General features: G+C 70.6%; 18 protein-coding genes and 2 tRNA genes. 14 read left to right on the top strand and 6 right to left on the bottom strand.

The features are described from left to right. Nucleotides 1-2: 2 nt before the first annotated feature. Nucleotides 3-902: an AAA family ATPase gene (locus BLR02_RS04405; protein WP_176849369.1), complete on the bottom strand. Its 900-nt coding sequence runs from the start codon at nucleotides 900-902 to the stop codon at nucleotides 3-5. Continuing rightward, the gene (locus BLR02_RS04400) at nucleotides 899-1693 is read right to left on the bottom strand and encodes a CoxG family protein (RefSeq protein ID WP_090562519.1); all 795 of its coding nucleotides are present in this window, start codon (nucleotides 1691-1693) and stop codon (nucleotides 899-901) included. The genes BLR02_RS04405 and BLR02_RS04400 overlap by 4 nt, the downstream gene beginning before the upstream one ends. A gap of 191 nt (nucleotides 1694-1884) precedes the next feature. On the opposite strand from BLR02_RS04400, the gene BLR02_RS04395 reads away from it, so the two are divergent. From BLR02_RS04395 to BLR02_RS04355, 9 genes are all read left to right on the top strand, one after another. Beyond that, complete coding sequence (locus BLR02_RS04395; RefSeq protein WP_090660790.1) at nucleotides 1885-3234, top strand: sodium:proton antiporter; 1350 nt, start codon at nucleotides 1885-1887, stop codon at nucleotides 3232-3234. Between the two features lie 11 nt (nucleotides 3235-3245). Further along, nucleotides 3246-4181 carry a methylisocitrate lyase gene (prpB, locus tag BLR02_RS04390; RefSeq protein WP_090660788.1) on the top strand — a complete coding sequence of 312 codons (936 nt, stop codon included), beginning with the start codon at nucleotides 3246-3248 and terminating at the stop codon, nucleotides 4179-4181. A 71-nt stretch (nucleotides 4182-4252) separates the two neighbouring features. Then, nucleotides 4253-5089, top strand: a complete 837-nt coding sequence (locus tag BLR02_RS04385) for an LLM class F420-dependent oxidoreductase (protein ID WP_090660785.1) — start codon at nucleotides 4253-4255, stop codon at nucleotides 5087-5089. Nucleotides 5090-5128: 39 nt separating this feature from the next. Further along, nucleotides 5129-5374 carry a hypothetical protein gene (locus tag BLR02_RS04380; RefSeq protein WP_090562529.1) on the top strand — a complete coding sequence of 82 codons (246 nt, stop codon included), beginning with the start codon at nucleotides 5129-5131 and terminating at the stop codon, nucleotides 5372-5374. 62 nt (nucleotides 5375-5436) lie between these two features. Continuing rightward, the gene (locus BLR02_RS04375) at nucleotides 5437-6117 is read left to right on the top strand and encodes an NIPSNAP family protein (protein ID WP_090562532.1); all 681 of its coding nucleotides are present in this window, start codon (nucleotides 5437-5439) and stop codon (nucleotides 6115-6117) included. 8 nt (nucleotides 6118-6125) lie between these two features. Further along, nucleotides 6126-7142, top strand: coding sequence for an amino acid ABC transporter substrate-binding protein (locus BLR02_RS04370; protein WP_090660783.1), 1017 nt, complete (start codon nucleotides 6126-6128; stop codon nucleotides 7140-7142). 306 nt (nucleotides 7143-7448) lie between these two features. After that, nucleotides 7449-7522, top strand: a tRNA-Pro gene (locus BLR02_RS04365). A gap of 21 nt (nucleotides 7523-7543) precedes the next feature. After that, nucleotides 7544-7864: an ETC complex I subunit gene (locus tag BLR02_RS04360; RefSeq protein WP_090562538.1), complete on the top strand. Its 321-nt coding sequence runs from the start codon at nucleotides 7544-7546 to the stop codon at nucleotides 7862-7864. 117 nt (nucleotides 7865-7981) lie between these two features. Beyond that, nucleotides 7982-8058: transfer RNA gene (locus tag BLR02_RS04355), tRNA-Arg, on the top strand. Between the two features lie 3 nt (nucleotides 8059-8061). Here the strand turns inward: BLR02_RS04355 and BLR02_RS04350 are convergent. Both BLR02_RS04350 and BLR02_RS04345 read right to left on the bottom strand, forming a co-directional pair. Further along, entirely contained in the window at nucleotides 8062-8928 is an 867-nt protein-coding gene (locus tag BLR02_RS04350; protein ID WP_090660780.1) for an aldose 1-epimerase family protein, read from the bottom strand. Then, on the bottom strand, nucleotides 8925-9377 hold the full coding sequence (locus BLR02_RS04345) for an Lrp/AsnC family transcriptional regulator (protein WP_090661566.1): 453 nt from the start codon (nucleotides 9375-9377) through the stop codon (nucleotides 8925-8927). The genes BLR02_RS04350 and BLR02_RS04345 overlap by 4 nt, the downstream gene beginning before the upstream one ends. A 130-nt stretch (nucleotides 9378-9507) precedes the next feature. Here BLR02_RS04345 and BLR02_RS04340 point away from each other — a divergent pair, with 130 nt between their 5' ends. After that, nucleotides 9508-10767, top strand: a complete 1260-nt coding sequence (locus BLR02_RS04340; protein ID WP_090660776.1) for a D-amino acid dehydrogenase — start codon at nucleotides 9508-9510, stop codon at nucleotides 10765-10767. 47 nt (nucleotides 10768-10814) lie between these two features. Further along, on the top strand, nucleotides 10815-11825 hold the full coding sequence (locus tag BLR02_RS04335) for an aldo/keto reductase (RefSeq protein WP_090660773.1): 1011 nt from the start codon (nucleotides 10815-10817) through the stop codon (nucleotides 11823-11825). On the opposite strand, the gene BLR02_RS04330 is transcribed toward BLR02_RS04335, so the two are convergent. Beyond that, complete coding sequence (locus tag BLR02_RS04330) at nucleotides 11822-12553, bottom strand: DsbA family oxidoreductase (protein ID WP_456303758.1); 732 nt, start codon at nucleotides 12551-12553, stop codon at nucleotides 11822-11824. The genes BLR02_RS04335 and BLR02_RS04330 overlap by 4 nt on opposite strands. Nucleotides 12554-12645: 92 nt before the next feature. Between BLR02_RS04330 and BLR02_RS04325 the strand changes: the two genes are divergently transcribed. Continuing rightward, nucleotides 12646-14097: an MATE family efflux transporter gene (locus BLR02_RS04325; RefSeq protein WP_218127859.1), complete on the top strand. Its 1452-nt coding sequence runs from the start codon at nucleotides 12646-12648 to the stop codon at nucleotides 14095-14097. On the opposite strand, the gene BLR02_RS04320 is transcribed toward BLR02_RS04325, so the two are convergent. Continuing rightward, the gene (locus BLR02_RS04320; protein WP_176849367.1) at nucleotides 14098-14637 is read right to left on the bottom strand and encodes a GGDEF domain-containing protein; all 540 of its coding nucleotides are present in this window, start codon (nucleotides 14635-14637) and stop codon (nucleotides 14098-14100) included. A 162-nt stretch (nucleotides 14638-14799) separates the two neighbouring features. Between BLR02_RS04320 and BLR02_RS04315 the strand changes: the two genes are divergently transcribed. Together BLR02_RS04315 and BLR02_RS04310 are read left to right on the top strand one after the other, a co-directional pair. After that, on the top strand, nucleotides 14800-15969 hold the full coding sequence (locus tag BLR02_RS04315; protein WP_090562932.1) for a M20 aminoacylase family protein: 1170 nt from the start codon (nucleotides 14800-14802) through the stop codon (nucleotides 15967-15969). A gap of 5 nt (nucleotides 15970-15974) precedes the next feature. Continuing rightward, nucleotides 15975-16886, top strand: coding sequence for an alpha/beta hydrolase (locus BLR02_RS04310; protein WP_090562551.1), 912 nt, complete (start codon nucleotides 15975-15977; stop codon nucleotides 16884-16886). Nucleotides 16887-16941 lie beyond the last annotated feature (55 nt).

Genomic DNA, 16941 nt, shown 5'->3' with positions numbered 1-16941 from the left:
GGTCACGCCGCCTTCGACTCCGCGACCAGGCGCGCCACCTCGGCCCCGCGCAGCTTGGCGATGTCGTCCTGGTACTTCAGCAGCACGCCGAGCGTCTCCTCCACCGCCGCAGGCTCCAGCTCGGTGGCGTCGAGCGCGGCCAGGGCCGAGGCCCAGTCGATGGTCTCGGCCACGCCCGGCAGCTTGAAGTAGTCGCCGCCGCGCAGCCGCTGCACGAAGGCGACGACCTGAGCCGAGAGCGCCGCCGGCACATGCGGTGCGCGGATCTGCAGGATCGCCCGCTCCCGCACCGCATCGGGGTAGTCGACCCAATGATAGAGGCAGCGGCGGCGGATCGCGTCATGGACCTCGCGCGTGCGGTTGCTGGTGATGATGACGACCGGCGGGATCGCCGCCTTCACCGTGCCGAGTTCCGGGATCGAGAGCTGGAAATCCGCCAGGATCTCGAGGAGGAAGGCCTCGAAGGGCTCGTCCGCCCGGTCGAGCTCGTCGATCAGCAGCACGGCCGGGCCGCCCTCGGGGCTCAGCGCCTGGAGCAGCGGGCGCTCCTGGAGGAAGCGGCGGTCGTAGATGCCGCGCTCCAGCGTCTCCCGGTCAGCGGTCTCGCCGCTCGCCTCGGCCAGGCGGATGGCCATGAGCTGGCGCGCATGGTTCCACTCATAGGCCGCCGCCGAGAGGTCGAGCCCGTCATAGCATTGCAGCCGCACCAGGCGGCGCGGCAGGCCGGCCGCCAGGACCTTGGCGATCTCCGTCTTGCCGGTGCCCGGCTCGCCCTCGAGGAAGAGCGGCCGGCCCATGCGCAACGCCAGGTGCACCGTCGTCGCCAGCGCCCGGTCTGCGACATAGCCGCCGGCGGCGAGCAGCGCCTGGGTGGCCTCGACGCTCTCCGGGAGATCGCTCACAGGAAGAGCAGTATCAGGATGACCAGCATCACCGCGCAGCCGCCCCAGAATTGCAGCGGCAGGCCGAAGGGCTGGAAGGAGCCGAGCAGGCGCAGCGGCTGCACCGCGACGGGGTCGACCGGGCGCGGATTCGGGCGGTGCACCGGCTTGCCGGCGGCGCTCGGGCCGTCCGCGCCATGCTGGGTCAGCGGGCCAGGGCCGCCGGCGTCGCGGAGATACTCGGTATCCGTCCCGGCCATGGCCGGCGCCTTGATCTCGGCGCTGGCCTGGGAGGGGCTGGCCGAGGGCGCGCCAGGCTGACCGGTGCTGGCCGTCTCGGCGGCGACAGGCTCCGCCACGGGCTCCGGCGCCGGCGTCAGGTGGGCCGCGAAGCGGTTGAAGAACTGGTCCGCCATCTGCTTCGCGGTGCTGTCGATCAGCCGTCCGCCGAGCTGGGCCATCTTGCCGCCGACCTGCGCCTTCACGTTGTAGGTCAGCAGCGTCTCGGAAGGCCCGACCTCCTGCAGGGCCACGTCGGCGCCGCCCTTGGCGAAGCCCATGGCGCCGCCATTGCCCTCGCCGGTGATGGTGTAGCTCTCGGGCGGGTTGAGGTTCTCGAGCTTCACCTTGCCGCCGAATTTGGCGGACATCGGCCCGAGCTTCATCGTGACCTTGGCCTGGAACTGGTCGTCGCCGACCCGCTCGACCGATTCGCAGCCGGGGATCGAGGCCTGCAGCACCTCGGGGTCGTTCAGGGCTTCCCAGACTTGCTGGCGCGGCGCGGGGATCCGCCGCTCGCCGGTCATTTCCATGCGTGTCTCCTGGGTTTGCCGCGGACCTTAGTGGCCGGGCCGGGTGAGGGGAACCCCACCCCGTATCGGTCCGGGATGGTTGCTCGGGCCATGCGGGGCGCCAACGCGGAGCGATCGGGCCGGGTTCACCCCCCTTGGCGACCCGGCAGCGCTGGCCCAAGGAAGGGGCGGACAGGGCAGGGGGCAAGGGCATGGCAGAAGCGGTGGATGGCGCGGCATTGTCCCCCGCCTGGGGCCTGCCCTTCCTCGGGTTGCTGCTCTCCATCGCGCTGATGCCGCTGCTGGCCGGGCGGCTCTGGCACCGGCATGACGGCAAGATCGCGGCCGGCTGGACGCTGCTGCTCCTGCTGCCCTTCGCCGCCACCTTCGGGCCGGAGGTTGCCGCCGCCGAGGTCTGGCACGTGCTGGCGACGGACTACATCCCCTTCATCACCCTGCTGCTGGCCCTCTACACCACCGGCGGCGGGGTATTGCTGACGGGGCGGCTGGTCGGCACGCCGGCGGTGAACACCACGCTGCTCGGGGTCGGCACGCTGGCGGCCAGCCTGATGGGCACGACCGGCGCCTCCATGGTGCTGATCCGCCCGCTGCTGCGGGCCAATGCCCATCGGGCGCGGCGGACGCACAGCTTCGTCTTCTTCATCTTCCTGGTGAGCAATATCGGCGGGGCCCTGACCCCGCTCGGCGACCCGCCGCTCTATCTCGGCTTCCTCAAGGGGGTGGGGTTCTTCTGGACCACCACCCACCTGCTGGCCGAATTTCTCTTCTGCGCCGGGCTGCTGCTCGCGGTCTACTGGCTGATCGACAGCTGGATGTGGGCGCGGGAGCGGCCAGCGGCGGTCGCGGCGGAGGAGGCGGCCTACCAGCCGCTCCGCATCCAGGGCTGGGCCAATCTCGGCCTGCTGGCCGGCATCGTCGGCCTGGTGCTGCTGCAGGGGCTCTGGCAGCCGGGCAAGGTCACCGTCCTCGGCCTGCCGATCGGGCTGGAGCAGCTGGTTGCCGTCGCCGGCTTCCTCGGCATCACCGCGGCTTCCGTCCGGCTGACGCCGCGGGCGCTGCGCGAGGCCAATGGCTTCACCTGGGGGGCGATGGCGGAGGTGGCCCGGCTCTTCGCGGCCATCTTCCTCTGCATGGCGCCGGTACTGGCCATCCTGAAGGCGGGCGAGGCCGGGGCGGCCGGACCGCTGGTCGCCCTCGCCTCCGACGAGGCCGGCCGACCGATCCCCTGGGTCTATTTCTGGACCGCCGGCGGCCTGTCCAGCTTCCTCGACAACGCGCCCACCTATCTCGTCTTCTTCAACCTGGCAGGCGGCGACCCGCAGGCGCTGATGGGGCCCGGTGCGGCGACCCTCGCGGCGCTGTCCTGCGGCGCGGTCTTCATGGGGGCGAACAGCTATATCGGCAACGCACCGAATTTCATGGTGAAGGCCATCGTCGAGGAGCAGGGCGTGCGGATGCCGAGCTTCTTCGGCTATTGCGCCTGGGCGGTTGCCTTTCTCATCCCGACCTTCATCCTGGCCACCTTCGTCTTCTTCCGCTGAGGAACCGTCCCATGCCCTACGTCATCGGCGCCGACAATCCCGAGGAGCCCGCCGGTCACCGCTTCGCCCGGCTGCTGGAGCGGCCACAGATCCTCCAGCTTCCCGGCGCGCATAACGGCATGGCGGGGCTGCTCGCCAAGAAGGCGGGGTTCGAGGGCCTCTACCTCTCCGGCGCCGCCATGACGCTGTCCATGGGCATCCCCGATCTCGGCATGATCACGGTGGACGAGGTCGCCTTCCACATCCGCCAGATCGCCCGCGCCACGGCGCTGCCGCTGCTGGTCGATGGCGATACCGGCTATGGCGAGGCGCTGAACGTCATGCACATGGTCCGCACCTTCGAGGATGCGGGCGCCGCCGCGGTGCATCTCGAGGACCAGCTGCTGCCGAAGAAATGCGGCCACCTCAACGACAAGAAGATGGCCGACGCCCATGACATGGCGGCCAAGGTCGCCGCTGCCCGCAAGGCGCGCCGGCACCTCTACATCATCGCCCGCACCGACGCCGCCGCCAGCGAGGGCATGGATGGCGCGCTGGCGCGGGCCAAGCTCTACCTCGACAGCGGGGCCGACGCGATCTTCCCCGAGGCGCTGAACAGCCGGGAGATGTTCACCGAATTCTCCCGCCGCATCCGCGCCGAGGGCTACCCCGACGTGAAGCTGCTGGCCAACATGACGGAGTTCGGCCGCACGCCCTTCTTCACCGCCCAGGAATTCCAGGAGATGGGCTACCAGATGGTGATCTGGCCGGTCTCCGCCGCCCGCGTCGCCAACAAGGCGATGGAGGAGCTGTTCCAGTCGATCCGCGAGAATGGCGGCACCCACAAGCTGGTCGACCGCATGCAGACCCGCGCCGAGCTCTACGACGTCATCAACCTGCATGCCTATGAGGCGCTGGACAGCAGCCTGATCCAGACCATCATCCCCACGGCCATGCCGCAGCGGTAGAGCATGATCGCCGAAGGCTGGAACGGCCGGAGGCGTGAATCATGCGACCAGCAACAAGTTGGAGCCATTCCATGCGCACGGGCGTCTTCTATTTCCCGACCGATTACGGCATCGAGACCGGAGAGCTGGCCCGGGCGCTGGAGGAGCGGGGCTTCGACTCGCTCTTCCTCTGCGAGCACACGCATATCCCCGTCAGCCGCCGCTCGCCCTTCCCGGGCGGGGGCGAGCTGCCGCGGCGCTACAAGCACACGCATGATCCCTTCGTCGCCCTGTCCTTCGCGGCGGCGACGACGAAGACCCTGCTGCTCGGCACCGGCGTCTGCCTCATCCCGCAGCGCGACCCGATCATCACCGCGAAATCCGTCGCCAGCCTCGACCGTCTCTCGGGCGGCCGCTTCGTCTTCGGCGTCGGCGGCGGCTGGAATGTCGAGGAGATGGAGAATCACGGCGCCCGCTACCCGACGCGCTTCAAGCTGATGGAGGAGCGCATCCGCGCCATGCAGGCGCTCTGGACCGAGGAGGAGGCGAGCTTCCACGGCGAGTTCGTCGATTTCGACCCGGTCTGGTGCTACCCGAAGCCGGTGCAGCGCCCGCATCCGCCGGTCCTGCTGGGCGGCGAGACGGACTACACGCTGAAGCGCGTCGTCTCCTTCTGCCAAGGCTGGTTCCCCCGCGCCGGCGCCGGCTTCGACCCGGCCGAGGCCAGGGCCCGTCTGCACGCCATGGCGGAGCGCATGGGGCGTGACCCGGCGACTCTCTCCATGACCGTCTTCCGTGCGCCTCCCGAGGCCAGGGCGCTCGAGGCATACCATGCGGCAGGGATCGAGCGGGTGCTGCTCGAGGTGCCCGATCTCGACCGCGACGGCATCCTGCGCCGCCTGGACGAGCTCGCGCCGCTCGCCGCCTGAGGCGACGGAACCCGGGCGTCGCCCGGGCATTCCGCCGCCATGCCCCTGCTTGACCCCGAGGAGCGCGATGCGCTCCGCCAGGCGCTCGGCCTCGACCGCGCCGCGCGTCCCTACCGCAACCACCTCCCGGCGCCGGGCGACGACCCCTTGGCCGGGCGGCTGGTCGAGCGGGGCTTCCTGCAGCGCGGGCCGGCGACACCGGGCGGCCTCGTGATCTTCCAGGTAACCGAGGCCGGGGCGCGCCAGCTCGGCACCCGGCTGCCGGGGAGCGATCCGGGCCGCTGAGCCGCATTGACCGCGGCGCGGGAACATGCGGCACTCCGCCCATCGTGAAGGGGAGGGAACCCATGTTCCTCGAGCAACGCATCTACACCATGCATCCGGGCAAGCTGCCGGCCTGGCTGGCCTGCTACCGGGATATCGGCGGCCCTGCCTCCTCCCGCACGCTGACGCCGCTGATCGGCATGTTCACCGTCGAGTTCGGCCAGATCAACCGCGTGCTCTTCGTCCGCGGCTATGACGACATCGACGAGCGCGAGCGCGGCATGGGCCGCCGCGATGCCGATGCCGACTGGCAGCGCTTCATGAAGGAGAGCCGCGAGACCGGCGCGCTGGCCGCGCAGGAAGCCAAGCTGCTCAAGACCGTGCCCTTCTCGCCCCTGCAGAAGGTCGGCCAGCCCTTCGAGCGCAAGATCGAGGGCGAGCAGATGTGGGTCGACCACCGCACCTACGACTTCCACCCGGGCAAGGCGCAGGCCTGGATCGACGCCTATCGCGACATGGGCAAGCCGGTGCAGGACCGTCTCCTCGGCCAGCTCCTCTGGTTCGCCGTCACCGAATGCGGGCCGATCAACCAGGCCGTCTTCGCCTGGGCCTACAGCTCGCTCGGCGACAGGGACAAGCGCCGCGCGGCGATGGCGGCCGATCCGGGCTGGGCGGAATTCCAGAAGGCGACGGCCCCGCTCGGTGCCCTGAAGCAGCAGACGACGATGGTGCTGAAGCCCGTTCCCTTCTCGCCGATTCGCTGAGGACGCCCATGCTCCTGAAACGCTTGGTGGCCGGCGCGGCCATTGCACTCGGCCTCTCGGCCGCGGCCGAGGCGGGCCAGACCCTCGACGGGGTGAAGTCCCGTGGCATGCTGAATTGCGGCGTCAATGTCGGCGTCGCCGGCTTCTCGCTGCCGGACAGCCAGGGCGTCTGGCGCGGGATGGATGCCGATCTCTGCCGCGGCGTCGCCGCGGCCGTGCTCGGCGATCCGAACAAGGTCCGCTTCGTGCCGCTGACCGCGGTGCAACGCTTCACCGCGCTGCAATCGGGTGAGATCGACGTGCTCATCCGCCAGACCACGCTGACCATGTCGCGGGACACCTCGCTCGGCCTCCGCATGGTGGCGGTCAATCTCTATGACGGCCATGGCTTCATGGTGCGGAAGGATGCCGGCGTCACCGAGCCGAAGGGGATGGATGGGATGACCATCTGCCTCTCGCCCGGCACCACGAACGAGCTGGTGACGACCGACTGGTTCCGCGCCAACAACCTGCGCTTCACGCCCCTGCTGCAGGAGCGGATGCAGGACAACGCCACGGCGCTGCAGGCCGGGCGGTGCGACGCCATCGGCACGGATGCCACACAGCTCGCCGCCCTGCGCAGCCAGTTCACCACCCCGGCCAATTTCGTGATCCTGCCCGAGCGCTTCAGCAAGGAGCCCTATGGCCCGGTGGTGCGCCGCGACGACCAGGAATGGTTCGACGTGGTGCGCTGGACGCTCTCGGCCATCATCCAGGCGGAGGAGCTCGGCGTCAGCAGCGCCAATCTCGAGGCCATGAAGGGGAGCCCGAATCCCGAGATCCGCCGGTTGCTCGGGGTGGATCCGGTGCTCGGCAATGCGCTGAAGCTCGACCCGGCCTGGGCCCACAATACGATCAAGGCCATCGGGAATTACGGCGAACTCTTCGAGCGCCATCTCGGCCCGAAGACGCCGATCGGGCTGGAGCGGGGGCTGAACCGCCTCTGGACCGAAGGCGGGCTGATGTATTCCTGGCCCATGCGGTAACCTGTTGCCGGAGGGCCTGTGGCTTCACGGCCACAGGCCACCTGGCATCGGCCACGCCCGGGCCGGAGGCGAACGAATGCCGAACCCCGTAGCGGGGCGAGGCCTACCAAGGCGCCGTCACGAATGCCCCAAGCCTTATCCCAAGGCTTGCCCACAGGGCTGGGGATGAAGCTCCGCTTGACCGCCGGCGCCGGACCTCCCCACCGTCACGACGGGGAGGCCGCCTGAAAAGGCCCGGCACCGCTCCAAATCCCCGCGCCTCGGCTGTTGCCGCGGCGCGGGGGAGGGCCTAGTTTCCCCAACCGTCGGGGCGTGGCGCAGTCTGGTAGCGCATCTGCTTTGGGAGCAGAGGGTCGGAGGTTCGAATCCTCTCGCCCCGAGACCTTTCTCGAGGAAGCTCCATGTCCGGCCGCACCCAGCTTGCCCGCATCTTCGTCCTTCCGCGTTCCGCCATGCAATCCGGCCGGGGGCGTTCGCAGGGCTGGACGCTCGCCTTCGAGCCGGGTGAACGTCAGCGGCTGGACCCGTTGATGGGCTGGGCCGGCTCGGGCGATACCAATTCCCAGGTCACCCTCAACTTCGAGACCAAGGAGGATGCCATCGCCTATGCCGAAGCGAATGGCATCCCCTATGAGGTGGAGGAGCCGAAGCCGGTCCGCATCAAGGCCAAGGTCTATGCGGATAACTTCCGCTACGGCCGGGCGGAGAACTGGACCCACTAGAGCAAACTCCGGTCAGATGGAATCATCTGACCGGAGTAATTTGCTCGATCAGACAATAGCTTAGAGCGGATTTCGTGAGCCCCGGGCGAACGGAAGCCGCTCTAGTCCGAACGGATTGCGCCCGTAGCTCAGCTGGATAGAGCACGCGCCTTCTAAGCGTGTGGTCGTGGGTTCGAATCCCGCCGGGCGCGCCATCTTCACCCCTCGCCGGGCAGCACCTCCACCGTCCAGCCCGCGCGGAACTCGCCGCCGGGCGGGAGGGAGACGAGGCCGGGCTTGGACGCGAATTCGCCGTCCCAGCCAGCCGGGCTGGCGAAACCCTGCCAGGGCTCGATGCAGAGGAACCCCGCCCCCGGCTTCGACCAGAGGCCGAGATGCGGGAATCCATGGAAGGCGAAGCGAAGGGCAGGGCCGCCCTCGGCGCGGTAGTCGAGGCTCCGGCTCTCGACTTGGTCCAGGATCATCGCGTCCTCGGCGAACAGCGCCTCCGCCAGCGGCAGGCGGCGTCCCTCGATCGGGCTCGGCACCGGCCCGGGCCGCATCAGCCCGTCCACGAGGCGGCGAATCGGTGCCGGCTCCGCTCGGTCGAAGACCAGCTCATGCGGCCGGCCCGCGGCGCCCGGCAAGGGCCAGCGGAAGGCCGGATGGGCGCCGATCGAGGCGGGCAGGGGCGCTGTGCCCGGATTGCCCAGCCGGTACTCCACCACCAGGCGGGCGCCCTCCAGCGCGTAGCGGATCTCGAGCGCGAAGGCGAAGGGGTAGATGGCCTGGCTCGCGGCATCGTCGGCGAGGCGGAAGGCGCAGCGATCCGCCATCTGCTCGACGAGGGTGAAGTCGCGGTCACGGGCGAAGCCATGCTGGCGCATTGGGTAGCGCTGCCCGGCATGGGTCAGGGCATCACCGGCGAGCCGCCCGACGATCGGGAAGAGCACCGGCGCATGGCGCGGCCAGGCCGGCCCGCCATCCCAGAGGAAATCCTGGCCCGCCGCATCCCGCAGCCCATGGAGTTCGGCCCCGGCGGGCGACAGCTCGGCGGCGAGCGCGCTGCTGGCGATGCGGATCATGCGGTCCCCCGGATCACGGTGCGGATGGCGAAGCTCGACTGGATGCGGGCGACGCCCGGCATGCGCGACAGCGCCTCCTTGTGGATACGCTCATAATCCGCCGCATCACGGGCTTCCACCCGCAGCAGGTAATCGGCGATGCCGGTCATCAGGTAGCATTCCCGCACCTCGGCGCAGCGGCGCACCGCCTCCTCGAAACGCTTCAGGTGGTCGTCGGTCTGGCGGTCGAGGGTGATCTGCACGATCACCACCACCAGGTCGCGCGGTGCCGCCTCCTCGATCAGCGCGGTATAGCCGCGGATGATGCCGCGATGTTCCAGCAGCCGCACCCGGCGCAGGCAGGCCGAGGCGGAGAGGCCCACGGCCTCGGCCAGGTCGGCATTGCTCATCCGGCCATCGGCGCGGAGCAGGCGGAGGATGGCGCGGTCGGTGTCGTCCAGGGTCTGCATCGAATTTTCTGCGGATTCGCCGCAGATCATGCACCAAACCGCCCCTGTTTCGCAGCCTCTTCGATGCTCTGGCGTGAAATTCGGCAGGTCCGCGCCCTAGGCTGATGCAGCAGGGTGGCGGGAGGTGGCGATGCGCGTTGTGGTGCTCGGCAGCGGCGTGGTCGGGGTGACCAGCGCCTGGTACCTCTCCCGTGCGGGCCATGAGGTGACGGTCATCGACCGCCAGCCGGCCGCCGGCATGGAAACCAGCTTCGCCAATGCCGGCCAGGTCTCGCCCGGCTATTCCGCCCCCTGGGCTGGCCCCGGCATCCCGGTCAAGGCGCTGAAATGGCTGATGATGCGGCATCGCCCGCTGGTCTTCTGGCCGCAGGCGCGGGGCGGGCTCTATCCCTGGCTCGCGCGGATGCTGGCGAATTGCACGGAGGAGGCCTACGCCACCAACAAGGCGCGCATGGTGCGCCTTGCCGAGTACAGCCGCGACTGCCTGCGCGACCTGCGGGACGAGACCGGCATCGCCTATGACCAGCGCACCCAGGGCACCCTGCAGCTCTTCCGCACCCAGAAGCAGCTCGACGCCGTGGGCGGCGACACCGCGGTGCTCGACGCCTTCCAGGTTCCCTATGAGATGCTCGACCCGGCTGGCTGCGTCGCGGCTGAGCCGGCGCTTGGCCTGGTGCCGGGCAAATTCCTCGGCGGCCTCCGCCTGCCCGGCGACGAGACCGGGGATGCGCATGTCTTCACCCAGCGTCTCGCCGCCATGGCGGCCGAGGCCGGCGTCGCCTTCCGCCACGGCGTCACCATCCAGGCAATCGAAAGCGAGGGCGACCGCGTCACCGGCGTCGTCACCGACCAGGGGCGGGTAGCGGCCGATGCCTATGTGGTGGCACTCGGCAGCTACTCGACGGCACTGCTGCGGCCGCTCGGCGTCAATGTGCCGGTCTATCCGGTGAAGGGCTACTCGCTGACCCTGCCGGTCACCGACGAGGCAGCGGCCCCGGTTTCCACGGTCATGGACGAGACCTACAAGGTGGCGATCACCCGCCTCGGCGACCGCATCCGCGTTGGCGGCACGGCGGAGCTGGCCGGCTTCAACCTCAAGCTACGTGGGCCGCGGCGGGAGACGCTGGCCCATTCGGTGGGCGACCTCTTCCCGCGCGGCGGCGATATCGCGCAGGCCCAGTTCTGGACCGGCCTGCGCCCGATGACGCCGGATGGCACGCCGGTGGTCGGGCCGACGCGCTACCGCAACCTGCACCTCAATACCGGCCATGGCACGCTGGGCTGGACCATGGCCTGCGGCAGCGGCCGGCTGCTCGCCGACCTCGTCACCGGCCGCCAGCCGGAGATCGACTCCGCCGACCTGGCGCTCACCCGCTACGCGGCGGCTTGACGCCCGCCCGGGAGGTGGCCTGACTGGCCGCCTCTCGGGAGGCCTCCATGGAATACCGCACCCTCGGCCGCAGCGGCCTTTCGGTCAGCCGTCTCTGCCTCGGCACCATGATGTTCGGCGGCCCGACCGACGCCGCCACCAGCCACAGGCTGATCGCCCGCGCCGCGGAGGCAGGGATCAATTTCCTCGACACCGCCGATGCCTATAACGGCGGCCGGTCCGAGGAGGTGGTCGGGCAGGCCATCGCCGCCCGGCGGCATGACTGGGTGGTCGCCACCAAGATCGCCAACAGGGTGGGGCCAGGGCCCAATGAGGGCGGCCTCTCGCGCAAATGGGTCATCCAGGGCACCGAGGCCTGCCTCCGCCGCCTCGGCACCGACTTCATCGACATCCTCTACCTCCACAAGGAGGACCATGCGACGCCGCTCGAGACCACGGTGCGGGCGCTGGCCGACCTGGTGCGCGCCGGGAAGATCCGCCATATCGGCGTCTCCAACTACCGCTCCTGGCGCATCGCCGAGATCTGCCGGCTCTGCGACGAGTCGGGGATCGACCGGCCCGTCGTCTCCCAGCCCTACTACAACGCCATGAACCGCCAGCCGGAGGTGGAGCAGCTGCCCGCCGCCGCGCATTACGGCCTCGGCATCTTCCCCTACTCCCCGCTGGCGCGCGGCGTGCTGACGGCGAAATACCGGCCGGGCGCCGAGCCCGAGGCCGGCAGCCGCGCCGCCCGCCAGGACAAGCGCATGCTGGAGACGGAGCTGCGCGCCGAATCGCTCGAGATCGCCCAGACCATCCGCGAGCATGCGGAGCGGGTGGGGACCACGCCGGTGCATCTCGCCATCGGCTGGGTGCTGAACAACCGGCTCGTCACCGGCTCCATCCTCGGCCCGCGCACCGAGGCGCATCTGGACGACTACCTGGCCGCGCTCGACTATCGCTTCACCGCCGAGGACGAGGCGCTGGTGGACCGCCTGGTACCTCCCGGCCACCCCTCCACACCCGGCTACAACGACCCGCAATACCCGATCGAGGGCCGCGTGCCGGTGACCGGCTAGCCCTCAACCAGCGCCACATCGAGGAGGCGCTCCAGCACCTCCGGCTCCTGCGCCCCGGCGATGGCGCTGCGGCCGGCGACGACGAAGCAGGGCACGCCGTTGATGCCGAGGCGATGGGCGCGGAGGTTGTCGGCATGCACCGCTTCCACCTCGGCGACCGTCGCCAGGAAGCGGCGGGCGAGGGGGGCATCCAGCCCCTGCCGGCCGGCGATGGCGGCCAGCACATGGGCATCGCCGATATCGGCGCCCTCGGTGAAATAGGCCTCGAAGATCGCCTCCACCAGCTGGTCCGCCGCGCCGAAGCGGCCGGCCCAGCGCACCAGCCGGTGCGCATCCAGCGAATGCGGCACGCGGCGCACCCGGTCGAAGCGGAATTCGATGCCCTCGACGCGGCCAAGCTCGGTGATGGTGCCATGCAGCCGGCGGGCCCGGTCCTCGCCGCCGAATTTGCGCACGAGATAGTCCTGCCGGGCGACGCCCTGCGGCGCCAGGTCCGGGTTCAGCAGGAAGGGCCGCCAGAGCAGCTCCGCCGCCACATCCGGTCGCGCCCGCAAGGTGCGCCGCAGCCGCCGGATGCCGAGGAAGCACCAGGGACAAACGAGGTCGAAGACGACCTCGATAGGCAACCGGGCACGGGGCGGGGCGAGAAGGTTCACGCAGCCATCATAGGCCGAAGCATTGACCGGGGCGAAGGGCCAGCGCGGCTCCTGCCGATGCTTTGCGCTCACGTTGCCGATCCCAGAGGCTGGTGATTGACAGGTTTGGATAACGGTCCCAATCATAAGGCTATTAGTGGCGATCGTCATCTAAGGAAGCGCCGATGCAGGACCGAGCCCTCACCGCCCTCCTGCCCCCGGCGCCGCCCAGGCAGGCGGAGCCGAGCGAGCCCAACCCCACCCCCGCACACCGGTCCCCGGCCGCCGCGATGAATCCGCGGACGCAGATGCTGCTGCATGGGCGGATCGTGCCAACCCTGCTGCGGCTCGCCTGGCCGAATACGCTGGTGATGCTGGCGCAGGCCTCGGTCGGGCTGATCGAGACCTGGTGGGTCTCCCATCTCGGCACCGATGCGCTGGCCGGCATGGCGCTGGTCTTCCCGGGCTTCATGATGATGCAGATGCTCTCGGGCGGCGCTGTCGGCGGCGGCATCGCCTCCGCCATCGCCCGCGCGCTCGGCGGCGGCAGGCGGGAGGATGCGGATGCGCTGGTGCTGCATGCCCTGGTCATCAACGGGCTGCTGGGGCTCGCCTTCACCGGCCTGCTGCTGGCCTTCGGCCCTGCGCTCTATGGCGCGCTGGGCGGGGAGGGCGGGTCGCTGCGGGCCGCGCTGGAGTATTCCGACATCGTCTTCGGCGGAGCGGTGCTGATCTGGCTGAGCAATGCCTTCGCTAGCGTGCTGCGCGGCACCGGCAACATGCTGCTGCCCTCGGTCGCCATCGTCATCGGCGTGCTGGTGCTGGTGCCGCTCTCGCCGCTGCTGATCCATGGCTGGGGAGCGGTGCCGGCCCTCGGCGTCGCGGGTGCCGGCTGGGCCGTGGTGACCGGCATGGGGCTCTCGACCGCCATCCTGGCCTGGGCCGTGCTCTCGGGCCGCAGTATCGCCCGGCTCCGCTGGGCGCGGCTGCGCTGGCGCCTGTTCGCCGACATCCTCAGCGTCGGCGCCGTCGCCTCGGTCAGCACCCTGCAGACCACGCTGACCATCGCCCTCACCACGGCCGTCGTGGCCCGCGCCGGCGGGCCGGACGCGGTGGCCGGCTACGGCACCGGGACGCGGCTGGAATACCTGCTGATCCCCCTGGTCTTCGGCCTGGGCGCCCCGCTGGTGGCGCTGGTCGGCACCAATATCGGCGCCGGGCAGACGGCGCGGGCGCTGCGCATCGCCCTGACCGGCGGCGCCATGGCCTTCCTGGCGACCGAGGCGGTGGGGCTGGCGGCGGCCATCTGGCCGGAGGCCTGGCTCGGCCTCTTCGGGCATGACCCGCGCATGCTGGAGACGGGCGCGGCCTATCTGCGGGCCGTGGGCCCGGCCTATGGCTTCTTCGGCCTCGGCCTCGCCCTCTATTTCGCCTCCCAGGGTGCCGGCCGGCTCGGCTGGCCACTGCTGAGCGGCCTGCTGCGGCTGGTGATCGCGGTCGGCGGCGGCTGGGTGGCGCTGCACCTGACCGGCTCGCTGGCCTGGGTCTTCCTGGCACTGGCCGCGGCGATGGTGGTCTATGGCGTGGTGCTGACAGCCATCATCGCCTCGGGCAGCTGGTTCCGCCGGCCGGGCTGATCAGGGGCGGCCCGCCTGGAGGGAGGTCACCAGCCCATCGCCGCCAGCCCGCTGCGCGGCGTTGCGCAGGGCGCGGGCGCGGTCGAGCAGGGCGGGTGCCCCTTCCGCCCCACCCCGGCTCAGCACCAGGCCGATGCTGCAGGTCAGCCGCAAGGCACCGATCGGCGTCGGCACCGGGTGGCCGCGGATCGCCCGCAGCAGCCGCTCGGCCGCGCTGACCGCCTGGGCGGGGAAGATGTCGGCGAGGCAGATGCCGAAGCCGCCATCCACCCGTCCCACCAGATCCTGCACGCGGATGCGCTCATGCATGCGGTCGGCGATGCCGAGCAGGGTCGCATCCCGCACCGCCGTGCCATGGCGGGCCGTGATCTGGTCCAGGTCATCGATGCCGAGGCAGAGCATGCCGACCTGCGGCCCGACCGGCTCGGCCATGCCGAGCACCGCATCCAGGAAATGCAGCAACGCCTCCTCGGTGACGGCGCCGGTGACCGGGTCCCGGTGGCGGCCATTCGGGTCGTCGCTGAGCGGGGCGGGCGTCATGGGGTCCTCTGTCCTGCCTCTGCATGGCGGGAACATCATTTCGCTGATTGCCATTGCCGCCTGATTAACCCCTTGAATAACCGTCGCATGCCCCCTTGCCGGGGGCGGCGGGAGACTGTCTCCTCGCCGGCCGAGCCGCCGCCCAAGGACCGAGGAGCCCGTATGTCCGCCTTCGATGCCATCGCCCGCCGCCAGGCCGAACTCGCCGCCATCCGCCAGGACATCCACGCCCATCCCGAACTCGGCATGGAGGAGCACCGCACGGCGGAGCTGGTGGCCCGCAAGCTCGAGGAATGGGGCATCGAGGTGCATCGCGGGGTCGGCGGCACCGGCGTCGTCGGCGTGCTGCGCTCGGGCAATGGCGAGGCTGCCATCGGGCTCCGCGCCGACATGGACGCGCTGCCGATGGAGGAGGCGAACGACCTGCCCTACCGCAGCACCGCGCCCGGTCGGATGCATGCCTGCGGCCATGACGGCCACACCACCATGCTGCTGGGCGCCGCGCAGTACCTGGCCGAGACGCGCGCCTTCAACGGCACGGTCAATTTCATCTTCCAGCCGGGTGAGGAAGGCTGCGGCGGGGCGCTCGCCATGCTGAAGGACGGGCTGTTCGAGCGCTTCCCCTGCGGGCAGGTCTTTGCCATGCACAACCGGCCGGGCATGCCGATCGGCGAATACGCCATCCGCAGCGGCCCGACCGCGGCCGGCGGCGCCTTCTTCGACATCCTTGTCGAGGGCCGCGGCTCGCACGGCGCGCGGCCGGAAGCGGGCATCGACCCGGTGCTGGCCGCCTGCCACATCGCCACCGCGCTGCAATCCATCGTCTCGCGCAACATGCCGCCGATGGAGACGGCGGTGGTCAGCGTCACCAAGATCACCGGCGGCGACGCCTACAATGTCATCCCGCAGACGGCGAAGCTGTCCGGCACGGCACGCTTCTTCAGCGACCGCGCGCGTGGCCTGATCGAGGAGGGGCTGAAGCGCGTGGCCGAGGGCGTGGCCGCCGGGCTCGGCGCCACGGCGAGCCTCGACTTCCGCCTGATCTTCGCCCCCACCGTCAACGCGCCGGAGCAGACCGAGCGCTTCGCCGCCGCGGCCGCCGAGTTGGTGGGCGAGGCGAAGGTTGACCGCACCAAGCCGCCGGGCATGGGCTCGGAGGATTTCAGCTTCATGATGGAGCAGGTGCCGGGCGCCTATCTCCATGTCGGCAATGGCGACAGCGCGACCGTCCACAACCAGCACTACAATTTCAACGACGATGCCATTCCCTACGGCGCCGCGCTGCTGGCCCGGCTGATCGAGCGCGAATTGCCGAAGGGGGCGGTGGGCTAGCCGCCATGCCCGACCTGGCCCTGCCGCGGCGCCTGGCGCTCGGGCTGCTGGGCGCTGCCGGCTTCCACGAACAGGCCGCGGCGCAGAACGGTGCGCCGGTGACGCTGCCCGGCCTCCGCCAGTTCGAGCTGGCGTCGCGGTCCGGCGGCAGGCCGCCCTGGCGCATCTTCCTCCGCCGCCCGGACGGGCCGGCGCCGTCCTCGGGCTGGCCGGTGCTCTACCTGCTCGACGCCAACGCGGTGATCGGGATCGCCGCCGATGCGCTCCGCGTCCAAGCGGCCTTCCCCGGCGAGACCGGGCTGCGCGACGCGGTGCTGGTCGGCATCGGCTACCCGACCGAGGCGCCCTACGACGATTCGCGTCGCCCCTTCGACCTGACGCCGCCGCCCGAGAAGGGCCGGACCGGCGGGGCGGAGCGCTTCCTCCGCTTCATCGAGGAGGAGCTGAAGCCCTTCGTCGCGTCGCAGCTGCCCGTCGATGCCTCGCGCCAGGGCCTCTTCGGCCATTCGCTCGGCGGGCTCTGCGTCGTCTATGCGCTGCTGACCCGGCCACGCGCCTTCACCCATTGGGTGGCGATGAGCCCATCGCTGCAATTCGACGCGGAGCTGATCGCCCAGGCCCAGCAACGCTTCGCCGCCCTGCCGCCGGCCGAGCGGGGCCAGCCGCGCCTGCTGCTCGGCGCCGGCGAGTATGAGGAGCGGCTGGCACCCTTCCAGGCCAATGCCGGCGACGCGGCGATGCGGCGCGAGAGCCTCGGCCGCACGCGCATCCCCTCCCGCGCGCGGGAGATGGCGGACCGGCTGCGCGACCTCGGCGTGGCGGCGCGCTTCGAGCAGATCCAGGGCGAGACGCATTTCTCCGTCCTGCCCTCGGCGGTGGGCCGGGCGCTACGCTTCGCCCTCGGGCCGGACCAGTGAGCCCCGCCTTGCAGCCGAAGCTTGGGGCGTGATATAGGATTATCTGCCCAAGCCC

Origin of the sequence: Belnapia rosea, assembly GCF_900101615.1 — a bacterium.
Lineage (GTDB): Bacteria > Pseudomonadota > Alphaproteobacteria > Acetobacterales > Acetobacteraceae > Belnapia > Belnapia rosea.
Note: the sequence above shows the minus strand (reverse complement) of the source record. Positions and strands in the feature narration are given on the sequence as shown.

What these genes read in the sequence shown, in the direction of transcription:
- BLR02_RS04370 (WP_090660783.1), top strand. Translation starts at nt 6,126, where the DNA reads ATGCTCCTGAAACGCTTGGTGGCCGGCGCGGCCATTGCACTCGGCCTC.
- BLR02_RS04335 (WP_090660773.1), top strand. Translation starts at nt 10,815, where the DNA reads ATGGAATACCGCACCCTCGGCCGCAGCGGCCTTTCGGTCAGCCGTCTC.
- BLR02_RS04385 (WP_090660785.1), top strand. Translation starts at nt 4,253, where the DNA reads ATGCGCACGGGCGTCTTCTATTTCCCGACCGATTACGGCATCGAGACC.
- BLR02_RS04325 (WP_218127859.1), top strand. Translation starts at nt 12,646, where the DNA reads ATGCAGGACCGAGCCCTCACCGCCCTCCTGCCCCCGGCGCCGCCCAGG.
- BLR02_RS04345 (WP_090661566.1), bottom strand. Translation starts at nt 9,377, where the DNA reads ATGCAGACCCTGGACGACACCGACCGCGCCATCCTCCGCCTGCTCCGC.
- BLR02_RS04310 (WP_090562551.1), top strand. Translation starts at nt 15,975, where the DNA reads ATGCCCGACCTGGCCCTGCCGCGGCGCCTGGCGCTCGGGCTGCTGGGC.
- BLR02_RS04340 (WP_090660776.1), top strand. Translation starts at nt 9,508, where the DNA reads ATGCGCGTTGTGGTGCTCGGCAGCGGCGTGGTCGGGGTGACCAGCGCC.
- BLR02_RS04360 (WP_090562538.1), top strand. Translation starts at nt 7,544, where the DNA reads ATGTCCGGCCGCACCCAGCTTGCCCGCATCTTCGTCCTTCCGCGTTCC.
- prpB (WP_090660788.1), top strand. Translation starts at nt 3,246, where the DNA reads ATGCCCTACGTCATCGGCGCCGACAATCCCGAGGAGCCCGCCGGTCAC.
- BLR02_RS04315 (WP_090562932.1), top strand. Translation starts at nt 14,800, where the DNA reads ATGTCCGCCTTCGATGCCATCGCCCGCCGCCAGGCCGAACTCGCCGCC.
- BLR02_RS04400 (WP_090562519.1), bottom strand. Translation starts at nt 1,693, where the DNA reads ATGGAAATGACCGGCGAGCGGCGGATCCCCGCGCCGCGCCAGCAAGTC.
- BLR02_RS04380 (WP_090562529.1), top strand. Translation starts at nt 5,129, where the DNA reads ATGCCCCTGCTTGACCCCGAGGAGCGCGATGCGCTCCGCCAGGCGCTC.
- BLR02_RS04395 (WP_090660790.1), top strand. Translation starts at nt 1,885, where the DNA reads ATGGCAGAAGCGGTGGATGGCGCGGCATTGTCCCCCGCCTGGGGCCTG.
- BLR02_RS04350 (WP_090660780.1), bottom strand. Translation starts at nt 8,928, where the DNA reads ATGATCCGCATCGCCAGCAGCGCGCTCGCCGCCGAGCTGTCGCCCGCC.
- BLR02_RS04375 (WP_090562532.1), top strand. Translation starts at nt 5,437, where the DNA reads ATGTTCCTCGAGCAACGCATCTACACCATGCATCCGGGCAAGCTGCCG.
- BLR02_RS04320 (WP_176849367.1), bottom strand. Translation starts at nt 14,637, where the DNA reads ATGACGCCCGCCCCGCTCAGCGACGACCCGAATGGCCGCCACCGGGAC.